This window comes from Alphaproteobacteria bacterium (genome assembly GCA_025800285.1).
Lineage (GTDB): Bacteria > Pseudomonadota > Alphaproteobacteria > JAOXRX01 > JAOXRX01 > JAOXRX01.
Genome location: JAOXRX010000091.1, coordinates 1 through 552 on the forward strand (window position 1 = coordinate 1; position 552 = coordinate 552).

1 protein-coding gene is annotated in these 552 nt (G+C 30.3%); it reads left to right on the forward strand.

Features of this window, described 5'->3' with window-relative positions:
* Window positions 1–307: 307 nt before the first annotated feature.
* A partial coding sequence (locus tag OIF36_04840) for a hypothetical protein (GenBank protein ID MCV6599780.1) occupies window positions 308–552 on the forward strand: 245 nt, incomplete at its 3' end.

Sequence of the window (552 nt, forward strand, 5' to 3'; positions counted from 1 at the left end):
TAAAGGCCAACAATCCAAAGAAAACTCTAAAGAACTTATCAAAGAATATAATATAATGCAAATTTTTATTAATATATGGGTCAACTCAGAAATTATAAAAAATTAACAGGCACAGGCATAATTCACTCCAAGAATCCTCAACAACTAGTCAAAAGACTAGAACTTCTTGCTGGTTCAATCTTGGCCGGAAACAATGGTGTAAAGCAAGAGTTCTCACAAATCGCTCATCTTCTTCATCAACTCAAAGTCATCTCCAAAAAAACACTTAATGATCTTTTGAAAAAATATATATTGTTAAGATAAAATAATGGAAAGAACTATACATATTTCTTCAATCAAAAGAGAAAAAACTGGAGAAAATAGACCAGATAATTTCTTGATAAAGTTTAATCCTTCTCTGAAACTCAATCCTGAAAAGAAACACTTCCTTGCTATTGACCGATTGACAATGACTTATTCCTGGTATAATATCAGAAGTAGTTATAATAATAACACAATCAAATACTCAAATGATCGTGGTAGAAATTGGAATACTGTCACTTTTAAAGATGG